The 17,448-nt window shown below is 73.3% G+C and carries 12 protein-coding genes; 3 read left to right on the top strand and 9 right to left on the bottom strand.

The genetic code is table 11. The features are described from left to right. Window positions 1–67 precede the first annotated feature (67 nt). On the bottom strand, window positions 68–2,188 hold the full coding sequence (locus EES41_RS27020; RefSeq protein ID WP_008743799.1) for a type IIA DNA topoisomerase subunit B: 2,121 nt from the start codon (window positions 2,186–2,188) through the stop codon (window positions 68–70). A gap of 445 nt (window positions 2,189–2,633) precedes the next feature. Here EES41_RS27020 and EES41_RS27015 point away from each other — a divergent pair, with 445 nt between their 5' ends. Beyond that, window positions 2,634–2,867 carry a hypothetical protein gene (locus tag EES41_RS27015; RefSeq protein WP_008743800.1) on the top strand — a complete coding sequence of 78 codons (234 nt, stop codon included), beginning with the start codon at window positions 2,634–2,636 and terminating at the stop codon, window positions 2,865–2,867. A 128-nt stretch (window positions 2,868–2,995) separates the two neighbouring features. Here the strand turns inward: EES41_RS27015 and EES41_RS27010 are convergent, their stop codons facing one another. From EES41_RS27010 to EES41_RS26980, 7 genes are all read right to left on the bottom strand, one after another. Beyond that, window positions 2,996–3,913: a serine protease gene (locus tag EES41_RS27010; RefSeq protein ID WP_123080671.1), complete on the bottom strand. Its 918-nt coding sequence runs from the start codon at window positions 3,911–3,913 to the stop codon at window positions 2,996–2,998. A gap of 108 nt (window positions 3,914–4,021) precedes the next feature. After that, window positions 4,022–5,593, bottom strand: coding sequence for an RNA polymerase sigma factor (locus tag EES41_RS27005; RefSeq protein ID WP_268254021.1), 1,572 nt, complete (start codon window positions 5,591–5,593; stop codon window positions 4,022–4,024). 462 nt (window positions 5,594–6,055) lie between these two features. Continuing rightward, window positions 6,056–6,997, bottom strand: coding sequence for a FadR/GntR family transcriptional regulator (locus EES41_RS27000; RefSeq protein ID WP_302186168.1), 942 nt, complete (start codon window positions 6,995–6,997; stop codon window positions 6,056–6,058). Between the two features lie 151 nt (window positions 6,998–7,148). Further along, a complete protein-coding gene (locus EES41_RS26995; protein ID WP_123080668.1) occupies window positions 7,149–8,930 on the bottom strand; it encodes an ATP-binding cassette domain-containing protein in 1,782 nt (593 codons plus the stop codon). 131 nt (window positions 8,931–9,061) lie between these two features. Beyond that, a complete protein-coding gene (locus tag EES41_RS26990; RefSeq protein ID WP_123080667.1) occupies window positions 9,062–9,808 on the bottom strand; it encodes an NUDIX domain-containing protein in 747 nt (248 codons plus the stop codon). A 123-nt stretch (window positions 9,809–9,931) separates the two neighbouring features. Then, the gene (locus tag EES41_RS26985; RefSeq protein WP_123080666.1) at window positions 9,932–11,902 is read right to left on the bottom strand and encodes a glycogen debranching N-terminal domain-containing protein; all 1,971 of its coding nucleotides are present in this window, start codon (window positions 11,900–11,902) and stop codon (window positions 9,932–9,934) included. Between the two features lie 221 nt (window positions 11,903–12,123). Then, a complete protein-coding gene (locus EES41_RS26980) occupies window positions 12,124–13,404 on the bottom strand; it encodes a DUF4192 domain-containing protein (RefSeq protein WP_123080665.1) in 1,281 nt (426 codons plus the stop codon). 123 nt (window positions 13,405–13,527) lie between these two features. Between EES41_RS26980 and EES41_RS26975 the strand changes: the two genes are divergently transcribed. Both EES41_RS26975 and EES41_RS26970 read left to right on the top strand, forming a co-directional pair. Next, window positions 13,528–15,687 carry a RecQ family ATP-dependent DNA helicase gene (locus tag EES41_RS26975; RefSeq protein WP_123080664.1) on the top strand — a complete coding sequence of 720 codons (2,160 nt, stop codon included), beginning with the start codon at window positions 13,528–13,530 and terminating at the stop codon, window positions 15,685–15,687. Window positions 15,688–15,901: 214 nt separating this feature from the next. Further along, window positions 15,902–16,531 carry a hypothetical protein gene (locus EES41_RS26970; RefSeq protein ID WP_123080663.1) on the top strand — a complete coding sequence of 210 codons (630 nt, stop codon included), beginning with the start codon at window positions 15,902–15,904 and terminating at the stop codon, window positions 16,529–16,531. A gap of 269 nt (window positions 16,532–16,800) precedes the next feature. Here EES41_RS26970 and EES41_RS26965 read toward each other — a convergent pair whose 3' ends face one another. After that, a complete protein-coding gene (locus EES41_RS26965; protein ID WP_123080662.1) occupies window positions 16,801–17,445 on the bottom strand; it encodes a hypothetical protein in 645 nt (214 codons plus the stop codon). Between the last annotated feature and the right edge of the window lie 3 nt (window positions 17,446–17,448).

The following is a 17,448-nucleotide window of genomic DNA, read 5'->3' as shown; positions in this document are numbered from 1 at the left end:
GCGCTCTTCACTCCATCAGGTGATGGAGTGAAGAGCGCCGGTGTGCCGGGGGCCGGGCGCGCTCGGATCAGGCGTCGATGCGCGAGCGGTCGAGGGTCGCCGCGGAGCCGGTGATGAACTCCTTGCGGGGCGCCACCTCGTTGCCCATCAGCAGGTCGAAGACCTGCTCGGCCGAGTCCAGGTCGCCGATGTTGATCCGCCGCAGGGTGCGGAACCGCGGGTCCATGGTGGTCTCCGCCAGCTGGTCGGCGTCCATCTCTCCGAGGCCCTTGTAGCGCTGGATCGAGTCCTTGTACCGGACGTTCTTGCGCTGGAACTCCAGCAGGGTCTGCCGCAGTTCGTTGTCCGAGTACGTGTAGACGTACTTGTCCTGGCCCTTCTTGGGCTGGACCAGCTCGATCCGGTGCAGCGGCGGCACGGCCGCGAAGACCCGGCCCGCCTCGACCATCGGGCGCATGTAGCGCTGGAAGAGCGTGAGCAGCAGGCAGCGGATGTGCGCGCCGTCGACGTCGGCGTCGACGAGCAGGACGATCTTGCCGTACCGGGCCGCGTCGATGTCGAAGGTCCGGCCCGAGCCGGCTCCTATGACCTGGATGATCGCTCCGCACTCGGCGTTCTTGAGCATGTCGGAGACCGACGACTTCTGAACGTTCAGGATCTTGCCGCGGATCGGCAGGAGGGCCTGGAATTCCGAGTTCCGGGCGAGCTTCGCGGTACCGAGGGCGGAGTCGCCCTCGACGATGAAGAGCTCGCTGCGGTCCACGTCGTCGCTGCGGCAGTCGGCCAGCTTCGCGGGCAGCGAGGAGGACTCCAGCGCGGTCTTGCGGCGCTGCGCCTCCTTGTGCTGGCGGGCGGCGATACGGGTCCGGGCGGCCGCGACGATCTTCTCCATCACGGAGCGGGCCTGCTGCTTGTCGTCCCGCTTGGTGGAGGTCAGGAAGGCCTTGAGCTCCTTGGCGACGACGGCGGCGACGATCCGGGTGGCCGCCGAGGTGCCGAGCACCTCCTTGGTCTGGCCCTCGAACTGCGGCTCGGCGAGGCGGACGGTGACGACGGCGGTCATGCCCTCCATCGCGTCGTCCTTGACCACGTCGTCCTCGGCCACGCGCAGCAGCTTGGCGGAGCGCAGCACCTCGTTCACGGTCTTGGCGACCGAGCGCTCGAAGCCGGAGACGTGGGTGCCGCCCTTGGGGGTGGCGATGATGTTCACGAACGACTTGACGTTGGTCTCGTAGCCCGTGCCCCAGCGCAGGGCGATGTCCACGCCGAGCTCGCGGGTGACCTCGGTGGGGGTCATGTGGCCGCGGTCGTCGAGGACCGGGACGGTCTCCTTGAAGGTGCCCGCGCCGGTCAGGCGCAGCACGTCGCAGACGCCCTTGTCCTGGGCGAGGTACTCGCAGAACTCGCTGATGCCCCCGTCGAAGCGGAACGTCTCCTCGGTCTTGCCGGCGCCGTCGATGCCGCGCTCGTCGCGGACGACGAGGGTCAGGCCGGGCACCAGGAAGGCGGTCTGGCGGGCGCGCTGGTAGAGGTGCTCCAGCGAGAGCCGGGCGTCCTTGAGGAAGATCTGGCGGTCGGCCCAGTAGCGGACCCGGGTTCCGGTTTTGCCCTTGGCGACCCGCTTGACCTTGCGCAGGCCGTTGGCGGGGTCGAACGGGCTGTCGGGGCCCTGCTCGGTGAACATGCCCGGGACGCCGCGGCGGAAGCTGATGGCGTGCGTCGAGCTGTTGCGGTCGACCTCGACGTCGAGGCGGGCGGAGAGGGCGTTGACCACGGAGGCTCCGACGCCGTGCAGGCCGCCGGAGGCGGCGTAGGAGCCGCCTCCGAACTTGCCGCCGGCGTGCAGCTTGGTCATGACGACCTCGACGCCGGACAGGCCGGTCTTGGGCTCCACGTCGACGGGGATGCCGCGACCGTTGTCGCGGACCTCCACGGAGGAGTCCTCGTGAAGGATCACCTCGATGTGGTCGCAGTAGCCACCCAGGGCCTCGTCGACGGAATTGTCGATGATCTCCCAGAGGCAGTGCATCAGGCCACGGCTGTCGGTGGAGCCGATATACATGCCGGGGCGCTTGCGGACGGCCTCTAGGCCTTCGAGGACGAGGAGGTGCCGCGCGGTGTAGTTGGAGCCGTCCCGGTCTGCTCCGGTCAGGAGTGCGCTGGAAGGCACGGACGTGTCGGCGGTCACGCAGTTCGCTCCTCGCTGAATTTCTTTTCTGGCCCGGTCGGGCGCAGGGGTGGCTGGGGCCCTGTCAGAGGGTACCGAGGCCTGGTAGAGCCGATGCAACGCCACCCTCGCCCTTCGTCAGCCTAGTGCAGGTCCGCACGCGTGTTCGATCCCCCGCCCGGGTGAAGCAAACATCACGTTCCCTTCCGCGCATGAACCATTTAGGGTTCGGGCACGTCCTCATGAACAACCCGGCACTCACGCCGGGGAGGACGGAACTGCTACAAGCGAACGACTGACAACGCGAAACCGTAAAGCAACGCAATACGGCTCCTTCGCCGCCAACCGGCAACAGCCGGCCAGCTTCGGAAGGAAGTTTCGAGGAAAAGCCGAGAGCGGGAACGTTTTCGGCCTGGTTGGATGTTGACCCTGGTACGACAGCTCGTCGAGCTAGAGAAGAGGCGACGTGACTACTGTTCTGACACCCGCGACCCCGCTGACGGCCGCTGACCGATGCGACCGTTGCGGCGCCCAGGCATATCTGCGCGTCGTCCTGCTGAGCGGCGGTGAACTGCTCTTCTGCGCCCACCACGGACGCAAGTTCGAGCCGGAACTCAAGAAGATCGCCGCGGAAATACAGGATGAGACCGAGCGGCTTACGTCCGCTCCGGCTGTAAACGCCGACACCGAGGACCGCTGACACAAGGCCTGCACCTCGCATCCGACGAGCCAGGACCGGCCAGGCCGGTCGACGGGCGGCACCCCTGAGACCCAGGGGTGCCGCCCGTCCTCATGTTCGAGACCGTTCGAGGGTCCGGCCGCCGCCCCTCACGACCTCGTGGCGGGCCGTGCGGTGCCCCCAGAAGCCCCGGAGGCGCCCCGGAGGGTGTCCTGGTCGGGCTTCCGCTGCGAGCCCGTCTCAGCGGCGCTCACGAAGTCGGCCAGCGGGGCGATCCTCGTGTAGACCCCGGGACTGTCCGCGCGCCCGCAGCCGCGCCCCCAGGACACCAGCCCGATGAGCCGGCCCCGGGCCACCAGCGGGCCCCCGCTGTCCCCCTGGCAGGCGTCCTTGCCGCCGTCACGGCCTCCCGCGCACACCATGGAGTCGGCCTGGTACCGCCCGTCACGGTCCCCCGGGTAGGCGGCCTCGCAGACCTCGTCCTCCAGCACCGTCACCCCGGCGGCGCGCAGCCCGTACGCGTAGTCGCCGAACCCGCTCGTGTCGCCCCAGCCGTACACGGCCGCTTCCGTCCCGACCTCGTAGCCGGGATGCCCGGCCCCGGCGAGAGGGATGACGTGGTCCGCCGGAACGGCCTCCTCCAGTACCAGCACGGCCAGGTCCCCCGCGTTGGTCGCGGGGTCGTACGCCGGGTTCACCCGGGCCCCGCGCACCGCGATCTCCCGGCCCTCGCTCGCGCGCAGCTCCGTACGCCCGGTGATCACCCGGAAGTCGGGGAGGGATTCGACGGGGCCGCCGAGCACCTGGTTCCCGAGGCAGTGGGCGGCGGTGACCACCTTGGTCGGGGCGACGATGACGCCCCCGCAGAACTGGCCGCCCCGCGTACCTCCGAACCGGTCACGGCTGGCGAGCGCGACGACCCACGGGGTGTCGGCGACCTTGACCGGCTTCCCGCCTATGACGACGCTGTCGGCGGCGGCCCTCGGCGCCGGGGAGAGCGGTGCGGCGGCCGCACCTGCCACCAGGGTCAGCGCGCCCGCCAGAGCACGGGCAAAGGGAAGACGCATGTGGGCTCCTGACTCCGAGTGTGTGTGACTCCACCCAGAGTGGGATGCCCGGTGGCCGGGCGCACCCGCGCACGGCCACCGGCGTACGGCCCTCGGGCCGGGAGGTGCTCAGTCGAGGTAGTCGCGCAGCACCTGCGAGCGGGACGGGTGGCGCAGCTTCGACATCGTCTTGGACTCGATCTGGCGGATGCGCTCGCGCGTGACGCCGTAGACCTTGCCGATCTCGTCCAGGGTCTTGGGCTGGCCGTCGGTGAGCCCGAAGCGCATCGAGACCACGCCCGCCTCGCGCTCGCTGAGGGTGTCGAGCACCGAGTGCAGCTGTTCCTGGAGGAGGGTGAAGGAGACCGCGTCGGCCGGGACGACCGCCTCGGAGTCCTCGATCAGGTCACCGAACTCGCTGTCGCCGTCCTCGCCGAGCGGGGTGTGCAGGGAGATCGGCTCGCGGCCGTACTTCTGGACCTCGATGACCTTCTCGGGGGTCATGTCGAGTTCCTTGGCCAGCTCCTCCGGGGTGGGCTCGCGGCCCAGGTCCTGGAGCATCTGGCGCTGCACGCGGGCGAGCTTGTTGATGACCTCGACCATGTGCACCGGGATGCGGATGGTGCGGGCCTGGTCGGCCATGGCGCGGGTGATCGCCTGGCGGATCCACCACGTGGCGTAGGTGGAGAACTTGTAGCCCTTGGTGTAGTCGAACTTCTCGACCGCGCGGATCAGACCCAGGTTGCCCTCCTGGATCAGGTCCAGGAAGAGCATGCCGCGGCCGGTGTAGCGCTTGGCGAGGGAGACCACGAGGCGGAGGTTGGCCTCCAGCAGGTGGTTCTTGGCGCGGCGGCCGTCCTCGGCGATGATCTCCAGCTCGCGCTTGAGCTTGGGAGCGAGCTTGTCGGAGTTCGCCAGCTTGTCCTCGGCGAACAGGCCCGCCTCGATGCGCTTGGCGAGCTCGACCTCCTGCTCGGCGTTGAGGAGCGGCACCTTGCCGATCTGCTTGAGGTAGTCCTTGACCGGGTCGGCCGTGGCGCCGGCGACGGCGACCTGCTGGGCGGGGGCGTCGTCCTCGTCGTCGGAGATGACGAAGCCCTTGCTCTCCCCGCCCTCTTCTTCCTCTTCGCCCTCGGCCTTGGCCGCGCCGGGCGCGTCCTCGGCGGATTCCTCGTCGCCGGCCTCGTCGGCGTCCTTCTTGGCCGCGGTCTTCTTCGCCGCCGTCTTCTTGGCGGTGGTCTTCTTCGCGGCGGTCTTCTTGGCCGTCGTCTTCTTCGCGGCCGTCTTCTTGGCGGGCGCTTCGGTTCCGGGCTCTTCCGCCGGGGCGGCCGCCGTGTCCGGTTCCGCCGGGTCGGCCTCCGGGGCAGCGGCGGCCGGGGCGGGCGGCGCCGCCGTCTTCGCCGCCACGGTCTTCGTGGCCGTCCGCTTGGCCGGGCTCTTCGCTGCGACGCTCTTGCGGGGGGCGCGCTTGGGCGACTCCGCGGCACTGACCATCAGCGTCACACCCTCTTCCTCCAGGATCTGGTTGAGGCTGCGCAGAACATTCTTCCACTGGGTCGCAGGAATCTGGTCAGCCTCGAAGGCCCGACGCACGTCATCGCCGGCGATCTGCCCCTCGGCCTTGCCCCGCTCGATGAGCGCCATCACAGACTCGGAATCGGCGATCTCCGGCGGGAGCGTACGGGATGTGCTGGCCGACACGAACAACCTCTCGGAACGATGGAAACGGCTTCCGACCCCGGCATGGTGCTGGACCGGAGCCGACGACACCGACTGGGGATGGGCCGGGGGCGCGGGCAGGGGCCGGGGAGCTGCACAGCACCCCCAAGGGCTGCTGTCTTCCCTCCGTCGGCCATCACCACCTAAGTCATCGCGTGACGTCGCGGAGCGTTACGCCCAATCTTCGTGGCCCGAATCACACCCCGTTTGCGCTCATGCCGGTCATACGGTCATACATGTGTTCTGGGCGGCTTTCCGGGCTCCGGCCGCGACCCCGTACGGAGCGCCCACGAGGCGGCCCCGTACCGCGCGCCCGTCGTGTCGCCGGGGCCCGCCGGGGCCCGCCCGGCCGCTGCCGGGCGGCGACCCCCGCAGCATTCGGTCCGGGGGTACCCGGGGCCCGGCGACAGCTGGTGCCGCTCCATGCGCCCGCGCCTTGGCCGATCAGTGCTCGCGCGGGGCGGGGACCACGCGCTCGACCTCCGGGTGCACCGTCAGGAGCTGGCGCATGGCGTTCTCGGCTCCCAGCGCGTCACCGGCGGCGAGGGCCTCGACCATCCGCGCGTGGTGCGCGACGCCGGTCTCGCTGGGGCGGTCACACGCGGTGACGGGGCTGCCCGAGACCTGGAGGGCGGAGGAGACGATGCCGGAGAGGTGCTCCAGCATGCGGTTCCCGGCGACCTGGATGAGCAGCGCGTGGAACTCGTTGTCCGCGCGCGCGAAGGTGATCGAGTCGCCCTGGCCGAGGGCGTGGCCCATGATCTCGACCATGTCGGCGAGGCGCTGCTGGATGTCCGGGCGGCCGTGGCCTGCGGCCAGGCGGGCGGCGAGCGGCTCGATGGTCCAGCGGAGCTCGTTGAGCTCGCGGCGCTGGTCGTCGCGCTGGGGGCCGAAGGCCCGCCACTCGATGATGTCGGGGTCGAGCAGGTTCCAGTCGGCGACCGGACGGACCCGGGTGCCGACGTTGGGCCGGGCGCTGACGAGGCCCTTGGCCTCCAGGACCCGCAGCGATTCGCGGACGACCGTACGGGACACCTCGAACCGCTGCCCGATCTCCTCGGGGACCAGCGGACGGTCCGCGCCGAGGTCGCCGGAGACGATCATCTGGCCGAGCTGCTGGACGAGTTGGCCGTGCAGTCCGCGGCCACGGCTGCCTGCCGCGCGGCGCCCGACCCGGCTCAACTCGACGTCGCCTCCGTCCCAGTGGGGCGCCGCGACGCGGTCTGACCCGGGGGTCTCCGCGTAGGGGTAGCGGTCGAGTTCGCCCGGACCGGCGAGGCCGGACTCGGCATGGCGGGCGGTGGTCATCATGGTGTGCGCAAGGGTACTCACGCATCCTTTGTCGGCCTCACCTCCATCACCCTTGAGGTCTTTGGTGAAAAGCACACGAAAGGGTGATCGCCGCCACCTACGCAATTGACGACTTATCGTAAAGAACCGGGCCAATTGCGGGGAGTTACGTTCCGTGCCAGGCGATGCGGACTTCAACGGTCCCGTTGCCACTCTCTCCGGTGTCGGAACGATCACCAACGGTCCGTTACCAACGGACGCGGCTGCGCAGTCCTGTGAACCCATAGGCGCACAACAGGACCATCAGCGACAACACCAGCGCCGTCCCCACGGGTTGGGCCATCACCCGCAGGGCCCCGAGCACCAGCCGGTCCGCCTCCGGGGGCCACTGCGCCCGGGTCAGGCCCCGGAGCCGGGCGACGAGTTCACTGGTGGCGTACGGGGACGGCCCGTGCAGCGCCTTGCCCACCAGCGGAACGACCATCACCGGTACGGCCAGTACCGCGGCCAGGCCCGCCGCCGCGGAGCGGAAGGCTCCGGAGGCCAGGACCCCCGCCCAGGCGCAGCCGATGAGCAGCCCGGCCCAACTGGCGGCCGGGGAAACCCACTCGGCCGGGGAGCCGAGCGCGCCGACGCCGAAGAGGAGGTTCAGGACGGCGGCGTCCGCGACCACCGCGAGCGCTCCCAGCAGCAGGGCGAGCACGGCGGCGACGCCCAGCTTGGAGGCGAGCAGGCCCATCCGGCGCGGGACGGTGCCGCGGTCGGCGGCGAGCGCGGGGTAACGGTACTCCTCGCCGAAGGCCAGGGCGCCGAGCAGTCCGGCGCCGAGGGCGGCGGGCGGCAGCGGCAACACCTCGGGCCAGGCCGCGAGCAGCCGGCCTTGCGGGGCGTGGCCGGTCCGGGCGAGGACCAGGGCGGTGAGCGCGGAGGCGGCGACGACCAGCGCCGCGGTCAGGACGGGGGTGGCGGTTCCGAAGACCCGGCACAGTTCGTAGCGCAGCGGGCGCAGCGGACCGCCGACCCGGCGGACGGTGGAGGCGGGCCGTTCGGAACGGGCGTGCCGGGGTCCGCCCGCGGGGGTCTCGCCTGGCGCCGTGGCGGGCGCGGCCGCGGTTCCCGCCTCGGTACGCGCCTGCGGCACCGGCGGGGCGGGCGCGCCACAGTCGCCCGTCTCATCGGCGAGCTGATGGACCAGCACACCGTTGCGGAAGGCGGCTTCGCCCACTTCGGCGCAGTTGCTGCCGTACACCGACAGGCGGCTGCCGCTCTCTTCGACGATCTCCACCGCGCGCTGGGCGGCGCGGGCTTCACGGCCCAGTACGTCGGCGAGCCGGGCCGCGTGCGGGGTGCGCACGGCGACGCGCGGGCGCAGCCGGGTGCGGGCGAAGTCCGCGGCGTCCTGGTCGGCTACGAGCCGGCCCGACTCGATGGAGACGACCCGGTCGGCGCTGCGGGCGGCTTCCTTCGCGTCGGCGGTGGTGAAGAGGACGGCGCCGCCGAGGGAGGCGTGACCGCGCAGCAGTCCGTGCAGCCAGCCGGCATCCCGTGGGGAGATCCCGGCGGTGGGCTCGTCGAGGAGGAGGGTGCAGGGGTCGGCGAGCAGCGCGGCGGCGAGGGCGACCCGGCGTTCCATGCCGAGCGAGAGCGACCCGAGGCGGTGGTCGCGCAGGCCCGCGATGCCGACGACTTCCAACAGGGTGTCGGCCCGGGAGGCCGGCACCCCGGAGGCGGCGCAGAGCATCCGCAGCTGGTTGCGTACGGTCCGGGACGGGTTGCCGGGGACGTCACCGAGCAGGACGCCGACCTCACGGCTCGGGTGCGGGATCCGGTGCAGCGGGCGGCCGCGGAAGTAGGTGACGCCGCGGCCCGGTTCGAGTTCGAGCATGAGCCGCAGCGCGGTGGTCTTGCCCGAGCCCGGCTCGCCGAGCAGGGCGGTCACGCACCCGGGGCGGGCCTCGAAGGTGAGGTCGTCCACGAGGGGCGGGAGGTCGGAGCGGCGTGTGCTGGTGAGTCCGATGGCCTGGAGCATCGCTTCTCTCGCGGGGGGTGAGACCGCTCTGCGGCAGGGTGAGTACCGCAAACAAGATAACGCGATATGTCCGATTTTCTACGGAGCCGCTCCGGGGCGGCGCCGAGGGCCTGTTCCCGCTGGCCGGGGCGTCAGACTTCCGGGCGCAGCATCGGCGGGTTGAGCAGGGTGGCCCCGCCCGCCCGGAACAGCTGGGCCGGTCGCCCGCCCTGACGGGTCGTCGTCCCCCCGGCCGGGACCAGGAACCCGGGGGTCCCGGTGACCTTGCGGTGGAAGTTGCGCGGGTCGAGGGCCACGCCCCACACGGCCTCGTACACCCGGCGCAGCTCTCCGACGGTGAACTCGGGCGGGCAGAAGGCGGTGGCCAGCGAGGAGTACTCGATCTTCGAGCGGGCCCGCTCCACCCCGTCGGCGAGGATCGTGGCGTGGTCGAAGGCGAGCCCTTCGGACGCCGGGTCACCGACCGGGAGCAGTTCGTCGACGGGGGCCCAGCGCGCGCTGTTGGCGTCCCCGCCGGCCCGGGGCGCGGGCAGGTCCGGAGCCAGCACCAGGTGCGCCACGCTGACCACCCGCATCCGGGGGTCCCGCTTCGGGTCGCCGTAGGTGGCGAGCTGTTCGAGATGCGCTCCGTTGCCCAGGCCGGGGTCGGCCGGGTCGTGGGCGCACAGCCCGGTTTCCTCGGAGAGTTCGCGGGCCGCGGCGGCCGCCAGGTCCTCGTCACCGCGGACGAAACCGCCGGGCAGCGCCCAGCGTCCCTGGAACGGCTGCTCACCCCGGCGGACGACCAGCGCGCAGAGCGCGTGGCGCCGCACGGTGAGCACGACCAGGTCGACGGTGACGGCGAAGGGCGGAAAGGCCGACGGGTCGTAGGGCGACATGCCGCGATCATAGTCGTCTGCCTGACGATAAACAGAGCTTTCCCGATCCCGGCGACGACGATCCGGAATCCGGCGGCTGTCCTCCGGGCGCGGGCGAGGAACCCCGGCCGCCTCGAAGGGTTGTCAGCGGCCGCACAGTTGCAGCACATCGGCGGCCTCCTCCACCATGCCGAGGCCGAGCCGGCTGACCCTGACGGCGAAGGGTTCCCCGGATACCCGCAGGCCGGACAGCCGGATGGCGCCGAGGGGGGCGCCAGTGAGCGGAGCCAGCGCCACCGTCCCCTCCGGGGCGTCGGGGCGGATTCCGGCGAGGGCGGCCAGCGCGTGGATCCCGGCGGCCGCGGCCACCGCCGCGGGCCGGCAGGCCGCCGGATGCGGCAGGGGCGCGCTGCCCGCGGTGCGCTGCTCGGCGGCGTACATCTCCGGGAGCCGGTAGCCGAAGGTCTCGGCCGCGTCCAGCAGGCCCCGGAGCAGGCCGGCGGCCTCCTTCTCGAAGCCCGCCTGGGCGAGGCCCGCGACGGCGACGGCGCTCTCGTACGCCCGCACCGCGCCCGAACGGTGGCCGAAGGGGTTGTGCCCGGGCTCGCGGGTCGCCATGCTCCGCAGCCCCCACCCCGAGTCCATGGCCGGGGCGCCGAGCAGCCGGGCGAGCTGTTCGGCGCGGACCGGGTCCAGCAGGCCCGGGGCGAGCCGGCCGCCGCCCAGCAGCCCGGTGTCGAGCAGGTGCGCGGCTGCCCCGGTCAGCCGGGGCAGGGGCCGCCCGTCGGGATGCAGGGCGGCGGCGGGCCGGCCGCCGTCCGGGCCGTCGATCCAGAACCGGTCGCGGAACCTCTCGCGCAGCGCTGCCGCCCACTCCCGCCACTCGCCGGCCCCGGGGCGCCCGCAGGCGGCGAGCAGGTCGGCGCCGAGCAACGCGGCGCGGTGGGCGTGGGCCTGGGTCTCGCAGCGCCGCGGCCCCGGATCCGGGTCGGCCAGGAAGCCGTCCTCCCCGAGGGCGCCGCGCAGCCATTCCAGGCACCGCTCCGCGGCCGGGAGCAGCCGGGCCACCTCGGCTTCGGGCATCCCCCAGCGCCGGGCCTCGGCGAGTACGGCCGGGAATGCGAGGGTGGCCTCCGTCCCGGTGCACCCCGGCGGCAGTTGCGGGGCCGCGCCGCGCAGCGGCCCGGGGATCTTCCCGCTCTCGGGGCCGGGCCCGGCGCCCTGGGTCCGGGCCAGGGTGCGCAGGGTGGCGGCGGCCAGCCCGGTGCCGAGCGGCAGCGCCATCCTGGCCGCCCACAGGGATTCGGCCGGGGCGAGCCCGAGCCGCCAGGGCACCCCGGCGGCCGCGAAGGCGTCGCCGGGCTCCTCGGGGTCCCTCAGCAGCAGTGCGCGCAGGTCTTCGACACTGGTTCGGAACCAGGCCTCGGCTCTCGGGTCGTCGCCCTCGGCCCGGGCGTCGGCCAGCGGGTTGATGACCTGCCCGGCCGGGGCCCGCGTGGTGCGGTCCTGCGTGGTCCGCAGCTCGATGGTGCGGGACTCGCCGGGGCCCAGCTCCAGCTGCCAGCGCAGCAGTCCGGCCGAGGCCAGCGCGTCGTCCGGGGCGGGTTCGGCGGCGGTGACGGCCTGGGCCTCTCCGGTGCTCCAGCGCAGGCCGGCCGCGTGCACCCCGGCGGGCAGCTCGGGGCCGCCCTGACCGGCGGCCACCGCCGCCAGTTCGGCGAGGTCGGTGCCGAGCGAGATCTCCACGGGCAGGCGTAGCGGGCGGGCCGCGAAGCTGCGCAGGGTGATCCGCTCGGTGCCGTCCGCGTGGCGGATCCGCTCCACGCCGATGTCCGGGTCGGGCCCGGCCTCCGCGCCGGTGCGGACGGTGGCGGTGAAGCCGGCCCGGTCGGCGCCGAGGCTGCGCCCCTGGACGGCGACCGGGTCGCGGCCGCCGACGCGCAGCACGCAGCGGCTGAGCAGCCTGCGGCCGGCGCGGTAGATCCCGTCGACCCCCTGCCCCGTCAGCTGGCCGTGTTCGGGCGAGATGACCAGGCCGGGCGCGGCGACGCAGATGACGGCGCCGTGCACGGGAGGCAGCTCGGGCCTGCGGGCGGGAGGTACGGGGTGAGACATAGGTCGCCTTGTCTGCGCTCCGGTCGGTTTCGCGGGGCGGCGGCACGGCCGGTCCCCCACCACCCCCCAGCTGAACGCCCCTGACCCCGCCCGGGTCACGGGCCGCGGTGGTGGCTGAGCGCGTCGGGGGTGATGCCTGCGCCGTACGGCGCAGCCCGCGGCGGTCCGCAGCCGGTGCGCGGCGGTCCGGAACAGGTGTGCGCGACTCCCCCGGCCCCGGTTCACTGGTCGCTCCCCGAAGTGCGGCGCTTGTCGCGCAGGATCGGGCGGGCCAGGCGCGCCGGCCGCTCCCGGCGCCCCGGCGGGCGGGTGGTGGCCGCCTGGCGCTTGCGGCGGGGCTCCCTGCGCCGCCGCTCCGCGCGCAGGCACTCCCGCAGCCCCTCGGGGTCGATGCCCTCGTTGCAGGCGTGGTGGAGCAGCTGGGCGAAGCGGTAGTCGGCGTCCGCGCGCAGGGCCAGCGCGAGGGCGATGCGGGCGGTCGGTTCGTCCCCGGTGGACCAGCAGACCCAGCCGGCGAGGGTGAGCGGGGCCGCCGCGTGCTCCCCGTAGGCACCGACGCAGCGCCGGGCCAGGGCGCGCCACAGGCGCAGGGCGGGAGCGGCCTCCTCGTTCTCCATCCACTCGGCGGCGATGTCGCGGATCTCGCGGTCCTGGAGGCCGAGGATCACGGACGCGGCCTCGTCGTGGCCGAGCAGCGCGTCGTCCCACGCGTCGGTGCCGGGGCCGCCCTCCGGGGGCGGGGCGAGGGCCAGGCGGCGCATCAGGGTCTGGGCGAGGGTGATGGTCTCGGCGCCGACCTCCTCTCGGGTCGCCCCGTCGAGGATCTTCGGGACGAGGGCGGCGGCCGCCCGGTCCAGGGCCGGCTCCTGCTCCTTGGCCAGTGCCCCGCCCAGCGGGGTCAGGCGGCCCTCGATCTCATTGAGGGAGCCCCTGACCTGGAGGCCTGCGAAGGTGGCCGCGGCGGCCATGACCGAGGTGCCGGGCGCGACGAGCGGATGCCCCTCGGCCGGGCAGCAGTGCGCTTCGGGGCAGGTGTAGGACCAGTAGCGGCCGTCGGAGAGGCACAGGGCCTCCAGCACGGGCACGTCCAGCGCGCCGCAGGCCAGCCGGACCCGCTGGGCGAGCGGCCGCAGCCGGGTCATCACCCGCTGCCCGCTCTCGCCCTTCCGGGGGTCCTGGCAGAGGAAGACGACGATGCCGTCGGGCTTGCCGCCGCGCCGTTCGCTGCCCCGGACCAGGGTCTCGGCGACCTGGCGGGCGGTGTCCTCCCATTCGGCGGGTGTCGTGGGGATGCCGACGCGGAGCCGGCCGCCGAAGCGCCCGCCCTCGCCGTGCACGGCGACCATGACGAGGGAGTCGGTCGGGTGGAAGCCGAGCATGTACGGCAGCGCGTCGGCGAGTTCGGCCGGGGTGCGCAGGGTGATCTGCGGTCCGGTGGTGGATCCGGCGGGGCTGGTGGGAGCCTGGCTGGACGGGGTGCGCGGTTCGTTGTCGTTCGTCATGCCTCGAAGGTCCCGTGCGTCATCCGTTCCGGAAACCCCTGTGGATAACTCGTTCAATTTTCAATATCCACAGGTTCAGGGCGCCATTGGCGCGATGTCGGAGCCATCAGGTTGCATGGGGGCATGAACGCAGACCTGAGGTCCTCAGCCGATTCCGTACTCGCCCGCCTGGTGGGCGATCCGACGGGCACCGCTCGGCTGCGCGAGGACCAGTGGCGGGCGATCGAAGCCCTCGTCGCGGACAAGCGCCGCGCGCTGGTCGTCCAGCGCACGGGCTGGGGCAAGTCCGCCGTGTACTTCGTCGCCACCTCGCTGCTGCGGGCGAGCGGCGCGGGCCCGACGGTGATCGTCTCCCCGCTGCTCGCACTGATGCGCAACCAGGTCGAGGCGGCGGCGCGCGCCGGCATCCACGCCCGCACCATCAACTCCGCCAACCCCGAGGAGTGGGAGGGCATCCAGGCCGAGGTCGCCGCCGGCGAGGTCGATGTCCTGCTCGTGAGTCCCGAGCGGCTGAACAACCCCGATTTCCGCGACCAGGTGCTGCCCAAGCTCTCCGCAGCCACCGGCCTGCTCGTGGTGGACGAGGCCCACTGCATCTCCGACTGGGGGCACGACTTCCGCCCCGACTACCGGCGGCTGCGCACGATGCTGGCCGATCTCCCGCCGGGCGTCCCGGTGCTGGCGACGACCGCCACGGCCAACGCCCGGGTGACCGCCGACGTCGCCGAGCAGCTCGGTACCGGCGCCGGGACGGACGCGCTGGTGCTGCGCGGCCCGCTGGACCGGGAAAGCCTGAGCCTGGCGGTCCTCCCGCTGCCCGACGCGGCGCACCGCCTCGCCTGGCTCGCCGACCACCTGGGCGAACTCCCCGGCTCCGGCATCATCTACACGCTGACCGTGGCCGCCGCCGAGGAGGTCACCGCCTACCTCCGCCACCGCGGGCACACGGTGTCCTCGTACACCGGGAAGACCGAGAACGCCGACCGCGAGCAGGCCGAGAACGACCTCCAGGCGAACCGGGTGAAGGCGCTGGTGGCCACCTCGGCCCTGGGCATGGGCTTCGACAAGCCCGACCTCGGCTTCGTGGTGCACCTGGGATCCCCCTCCTCCCCCATCGCCTACTACCAGCAGGTGGGCCGCGCCGGCCGCGGCGTGGAACACGCGGAGGTACTGCTGCTGCCGGGCCGGGAGGACGAAGCGATCTGGCAGTACTTCGCCTCGGTCGCCTTCCCCCCGGAGCAGCAGGTGCGGCGGACCCTCGACGTCCTGGCGGACGCGGGCCGGCCGATGTCGCTGCCCGCCCTGGAACCCCTGGTCGACCTGCGGCGCACCCGCCTGGAGACCATGCTCAAGGTCCTCGACGTGGACGGCGCGGTGCACCGGGTCAAGGGCGGCTGGACCGCCACGGGCGAGCCGTGGGTGTACGACGCCGAGCGCTACGCCTGGGTGGCCCGGCAGCGGGCCGCCGAACAGCAGGCGATGCGCGACTACGCGGCCTCGACCGGCTGCCGGATGGAGTTCCTGCGCCGCCAGCTCGACGACGAGGAGGCCGCACCCTGCGGCCGCTGCGACAACTGCGCCGGCGCCCGGTTCACCGCGGCCGTCTCCGGCACCGCGCTGGACACCGCGCGCGGCGAACTCGGCCGCCCCGGCGTGGAGCTGGAGCCGCGCAAGATGTGGCCGACGGGGCTCGCCGCCGTCGGCGTGGACCTCAAGGGGCGGATCCCGGCAGGTGAACAGTCCTCGGCCGGCCGGGCGCTGGGCCGGCTGTCCGACATCGGCTGGGGCAACCGGCTGCGCCCGATGCTCGCCCCGCAGGCGCCCGATCAACCGATTCCGGACGACGTCGCGCAGGCCGTGGTCGCCGTCCTCGCCGACTGGGCCCGCGGTCCGGGCGGCTGGGCCTCCGGAGCCCCGGACGCACCCGCCCGTCCAGTCGGTGTGGTCGCCCTGCCCTCCCGCGGCCGGCCGCAGCTGGTGGGCTCGCTCGCCGCGCGGATCGCGGAGGTCGGGCGGATGCCGTTGCTCGGCACCATCGCCTACACGGATCAGGCTCCGGAGTTCGGCCTGCCCTCATCCAACAGCGCCCAGCGGGTACGAGGCCTCCACCAGGCCCTGACCGTACCCCCGGCCCTCGCGGAGGCACTCGCCGAGGCCGCGGGTCCGGTGCTCCTCGTGGACGACCGCGCGGAGAGCGGCTGGACCCTCGCGGTGGCCGCCCGACTGCTGCGGCGGGCAGGCGCGAAGGGGGTGTTTCCCCTGGTACTCGCGCTCCAGCCGTAGCCGCATGCGTCATCCGAGGGGTGACGGGGCAAGGATATGAGAGGCATACCGGCGAATTCCGGTCGGCGGCGCCAATTGCTCGTTGCCGCATCATCGCGGGCCACGCGAGAATTGGAGAGCTCCCGTTCGGCTCGACGGCACTCTCCAGGGCCGCGCCGCGGCGCGCCCTCTGCCCAGCCGTGCCCGTTCGACGGGCGTACCCGAAGGGAGGACCGTGACCTTCGGATTCGCCCCGCCCTCGACCACGTCCCTGATCACGGCCACCGGTGGCTCCAGCCGCCACGGCCGCCTGCTCGAACCCGCCGAGTGGACCGCGGCGGGGGTACCGCTGCTGCGCAATCCGCGTGAGGTCGTCAGCGGGCTGCATTCCCGCCACAGCCCGGTGCCGTCCACGGCGGTCATCGCCGTCCTCGACCCCGAGGAACAGCTCGTGGCGAGCGCCTCGTTCGTGCAGCGCTCCGCCTCGGCCGACGGCTGGGAGTACCGCAACGCGCTGCTGTCCCGGCTGCGCCGGGTGATCCCGCACGACCTGCGGCGCCGGACCCCGGTGCGGACGGCGGTGCTGCTCTACTGCCGCGAGGGCGACGAGCGGTGGACCGAGGAGGACGGGGCCTGGATGTGGGGGCTGCGCGACGCCTGCACCCTGCACGGGCTGCGCTGCGGCGCGTACATCACGCTGACCCACGGCGGCTGGCAGGTGCTCGGCGAAGGCCGGGGCGGCAGACGGCCCAGTTCGGACTCGCGACCCGAACGCCTCGGTGACATCACGACCGACCTCGCGCCCCTGACCCTGCGCACCGGCGGCAGCGCGACCGAAGCCCTGCGCCGGACCGCAGCACGCTGAGCAGCTGACGGCAGCACGCCGCTCATCGGCAGCCGAAGGACAGCGCGCCGGGCCGTCGGCAGACCGCGGCGCCGGTCCCCGTACGGCCGCGGCCCGCGCCGGCAGTCCCGGGCGCGCGGGCTTACGCGGACGGGCGCACGGACACGTCACCGCGGGCAGGCCGAACAGCCGCACACCCGGAACCGGGCGTACGGCGGGTCAGGCCTCGGACTTCAGCGGGGCCGGCACCTGGCCCGCCCCGCCCCTCGCCCGCGCCGGGACACGAGGCGTCAGACGCCCGCGCCCAGCACGGAGTTGATCTGCTGCGCGTCGCCGCACACGATCAGGAGCGCACCGGCCCGCGCGAGCGCGACCGGCAGAGCGCCGGTGGCGGCATCGAGCGGTCCGCCGTTGGCCGCGAACACCACGACGGGACGGCCGGCGGCACGCTGGACCTGCGCCGCGTCCGCGTAGAAGACGTCGTCCCCGGCGTCGTGCTGAGCCCAGTAGGACTCCTCGCCGAAGGACAGCTCGTGCGTGGCCCACGGGTGCGGGTCGCCGGTGGTCAGAACCAGGATGTCGCCGGGCGCGCGCCCGGTGTCGAGCAGCAGGTCCACGGCCTCCTCGGCCGCGTCCAGCGCGCCCTCGACGGAGGCAGGGATCAGCTGGACCTGCGGCACCGACGCCGAGACGGACGGAGTGGTGGGGGCAGCGGGAGCTGCGGGAACGGGTCCGGGGGTGGCGGCCTGCGGCGCGCGCTGCGCGGGCGGGGCGGGCCGGGCGGGACCGGGGCGTCCGGGCCGGGGTACGGCGGCGGGACGCGGACCAGGTACGGGGCGGGGGGTCTGCGCGGTGCGGCTCGCGGCCGGCGTGACGCGGGGACCCTGGGCACTCTCGTGAATCTGAGGCTCCTCGATGGCGGGGGTGAGAGGCATGAG

Source organism: Streptomyces sp. ADI95-16 (assembly GCF_003721495.1).
Classification (GTDB): domain Bacteria; phylum Actinomycetota; class Actinomycetes; order Streptomycetales; family Streptomycetaceae; genus Streptomyces; species Streptomyces goshikiensis.
This window is presented reverse-complemented; position numbering and strand designations above follow the sequence as displayed.

Bases quoted from the DNA above. Each gene is read 5' to 3' on its own strand.
- EES41_RS27010 (WP_123080671.1), bottom strand. From the start codon at position 3,913: ATGCGTCTTCCCTTTGCCCGTGCTCTGGCGGGCGCGCTGACCCTGGTG.
- EES41_RS26995 (WP_123080668.1), bottom strand. From the start codon at position 8,930: ATGCTCCAGGCCATCGGACTCACCAGCACACGCCGCTCCGACCTCCCG.
- EES41_RS26990 (WP_123080667.1), bottom strand. From the start codon at position 9,808: ATGTCGCCCTACGACCCGTCGGCCTTTCCGCCCTTCGCCGTCACCGTC.
- EES41_RS26985 (WP_123080666.1), bottom strand. From the start codon at position 11,902: ATGTCTCACCCCGTACCTCCCGCCCGCAGGCCCGAGCTGCCTCCCGTG.
- EES41_RS26980 (WP_123080665.1), bottom strand. From the start codon at position 13,404: ATGACGAACGACAACGAACCGCGCACCCCGTCCAGCCAGGCTCCCACC.
- EES41_RS26975 (WP_123080664.1), top strand. From the start codon at position 13,528: ATGAACGCAGACCTGAGGTCCTCAGCCGATTCCGTACTCGCCCGCCTG.
- EES41_RS26965 (WP_123080662.1), bottom strand. From the start codon at position 17,445: ATGCCTCTCACCCCCGCCATCGAGGAGCCTCAGATTCACGAGAGTGCC.